At 70.6% G+C, this 2,479-nt stretch carries 4 protein-coding genes and 1 tRNA gene; 2 read left to right on the top strand and 3 right to left on the bottom strand.

Going from position 1 to position 2,479, the window contains the following annotated elements; all coding sequences use genetic code 11:
• Window positions 1-45: 45 nt before the first annotated feature.
• Window positions 46-117 (bottom strand) — tRNA-Val (locus tag ACFXA3_RS40950).
• A 57-nt stretch (window positions 118-174) separates the two neighbouring features.
• Window positions 175-633 (bottom strand): TIGR02611 family protein, encoded by a 459-nt coding sequence (locus ACFXA3_RS40945; protein WP_385196305.1) that lies wholly within the window; start codon window positions 631-633, stop codon window positions 175-177.
• A 177-nt stretch (window positions 634-810) separates the two neighbouring features.
• Between ACFXA3_RS40945 and ACFXA3_RS40940 the strand changes: the two genes are divergently transcribed.
• Window positions 811-1,224 (top strand): SsgA family sporulation/cell division regulator, encoded by a 414-nt coding sequence (locus ACFXA3_RS40940; RefSeq protein WP_030011909.1) that lies wholly within the window; start codon window positions 811-813, stop codon window positions 1,222-1,224.
• Window positions 1,225-1,489: 265 nt separating this feature from the next.
• The gene (locus ACFXA3_RS40935) at window positions 1,490-2,110 is read left to right on the top strand and encodes a CGNR zinc finger domain-containing protein (protein ID WP_385196303.1); all 621 of its coding nucleotides are present in this window, start codon (window positions 1,490-1,492) and stop codon (window positions 2,108-2,110) included.
• Here the strand turns inward: ACFXA3_RS40935 and ACFXA3_RS40930 are convergent.
• Window positions 2,051-2,230, bottom strand: a complete 180-nt coding sequence (locus ACFXA3_RS40930) for a hypothetical protein (RefSeq protein ID WP_082410120.1) — start codon at window positions 2,228-2,230, stop codon at window positions 2,051-2,053. The genes ACFXA3_RS40935 and ACFXA3_RS40930 overlap by 60 nt on opposite strands.
• Window positions 2,231-2,479: the final 249 nt, after the last annotated feature.

Below are 2,479 nucleotides of genomic sequence, written 5' to 3'. Positions count from 1 at the left end.
GCCTCGCCGCGTCTGCGTGTTTTCCGGCGGGGAGTTTGGACGGGGTGGGCGATACTGGGTTCGAACCAGTGACCCCTTCGGTGTGAACGAAGTGCTCTCCCACTGAGCTAATCGCCCGGACGCACCGCAAACATTACCCCATGTCAGCGGTGGTTCCCGACCATCCCCCGACCGTCACTGGTCCTTGAGGTCCCAGGGCATCGTGAGGCCGTACTTCCACAGGTAGAAGCCGATCAGCGCGCCGGCGATCACGAGCCCGACGCTGGTGAGGATGATGTTGCGGCGGCGGACCTTGGGGTCCAGCGCCTTCTGCGCGGCCTCGGTGACCTTCCGCTTGGTCCAGCGCAGCACGAGCGACGCCCAGGCGAACTCGGTGGCCCAGATCGCCAGGCCCGCGAAGATCGCGACCCAGCCGGGGCCGGGCAGGACGAGCATCGCCACGCCGGCGCCGATGACGGCGAGGCCGACGATGAAGACGCCGACCTGCCAGCTGAGGTGCAGGGTGCGGCGCGACTTGATGAAGGCGGGAGCCTTCGATACGTGCGGCGCCTCTTCCGTGGTGTGCTCGGTCGTGCCGTCGACTGCGGACTCTGCTGCGGACTCTTGGGTCCCTCGGTCACTCCCCGTATTCATGGCACCGAATCTACCGGAGCCGGAAGCACACGTGAATGGTGGTTTGGATCCGCCGTCCGAGGGACCCAGAGGTCCGCAAAACGGTCAGAGGGGTTTACAACGGCACCGTAGGTGGCATGTCGATTTCGCCGACGTGCGAATCCCCGAGCGCACACTGAGCGAAAGGCCCTGGCGCTTATGAACACCACGGTCAGCTGCGAGCTGCACCTGCGCCTCGTTGTGTCGAGCGAGTCCTCACTGCCTGTCCCGGCGGGCCTGCGGTATGACACGGCCGATCCCTACGCCGTGCACGCCACCTTCCACACCGGCGCCGAGGAGACGGTCGAGTGGGTATTCGCCCGAGACCTCCTCGCCGAGGGCCTCCACCGGCCCACCGGAACCGGAGACGTCCGCGTCTGGCCGTCCCGCAGCCACGGTCAGGGCGTCGTGTGCATCGCCCTGAGCTCACCGGAGGGAGAAGCACTCCTCGAAGCACCCGCCCGCGCACTCGAGTCGTTCCTCAAGCGGACGGATGCCGCGGTCCCGCCCGGGACCGAACACCGGCACTTCGACCTCGACAAAGAGCTCTCCCACATCCTGGCCGAAAGCTGAACCAGGCTCCCAGGGAGCACCTCCCGGCCTGCGCCGGGGGCCACTCCGCACCGTCCGACTCGGGGCGACGGTGCGGGCTGGACAAAAACCACATACGGCAGTGCCGGCGCTGTTCTCGCGGAAGCCGTCCGCGTGGACGGCGCCGGCGTGCGTGACGCAGTCGCCACGGGCGCACCTCCCGGTACCGCCCGGGGACGGCTAGAGTCGGCCCCCATCGACGGCACCGGTCCGTCGCCGCAGGCCCGGCCCTCAGGGAGCGACCCCCGTGCAGATTCCCCACGACACCCGTCGCGCGCTCGACGTCGTCGTCGCGCTGGTGAACACCGCGGCCGAGGCGGAGCAGCCGGACGGTCTGGCGGACATCGGCTCGCTGCGCGAATTCGTGCGCGAGTACCGGATCAGCGACGTCGGCGAGCTCGGCGCCCGCGACCTCGCCGGGGTGCGCACCGTCCGCGGCAAGTTCGCCCAGGTGTTCGGGGCGCCCAATCCGCGGACCGCGGCCGGCCTGATCAACGAGCTGGTGGCGACCGCGGGCACCACCCCCCAACTGACCGACCACGACGGCTACGACTGGCACGTCCACTACTTCGCGCCGGGCGCTTCGCTGGGTGACCACCTCGCGGCCGACGGCGGCATGGCGCTGGCCTTCATCGTGGTCTCCGGCGAACAGGAACGCCTGCGCCGCTGCGAGGCCCCCGACTGCCGGCGGGCCTTCGTCGACCTGTCCCGCAACCGCTCGCGGCGCTACTGCGACAGCCGGACCTGCGGGAACCGGCTCCACGTGGCGGCGTACCGGGCCCGGCGCAAGGAAGCCGACGCGGGGCAGTCAGAGCAGGAAGAGGTCGTGCACGGCGGCCAGCAGCAGCAAGGTGCCGATCACCCCTAGGAAGATCATCAGGGGCGGCTGCGAGAGCGCGAAGAGGCAGCCTCGCGGCTCCTCGGCAACGGGGGCGGGGTCCGGTGCCGGCGCGCGAACCGGCGGCTCACCCTGCGATGTGTCGAGCATGTCGGGCCGATGATGGCGCAGCGCGCCCGCATCGGGTCCTCAACACGCCAGCGCCGGTGCGGGAGTTCACTCCTTCTTGTCAGGCCCGCGGCGACCCCCGGGCCGGACCTCAGATGCCGTGCTTCTTCAGAATCGCTTCGATGTCGGAGAAGTCCTCCGCAGGGGTGGCGGGCGCGGCGCCCGGGCGCGCGGCGGGGGCGGGCGCGGGGCGCGCGCCCCGCTCTGCCACCCCACCCCCCCCCCGCCCCG

It is taken from the genome of Streptomyces sp. NPDC059456 (genome assembly GCF_042750055.1).
Classification (GTDB): domain Bacteria; phylum Actinomycetota; class Actinomycetes; order Streptomycetales; family Streptomycetaceae; genus Streptomyces.
Note: the sequence above shows the minus strand (reverse complement) of the source record. Positions and strands in the feature narration are given on the sequence as shown.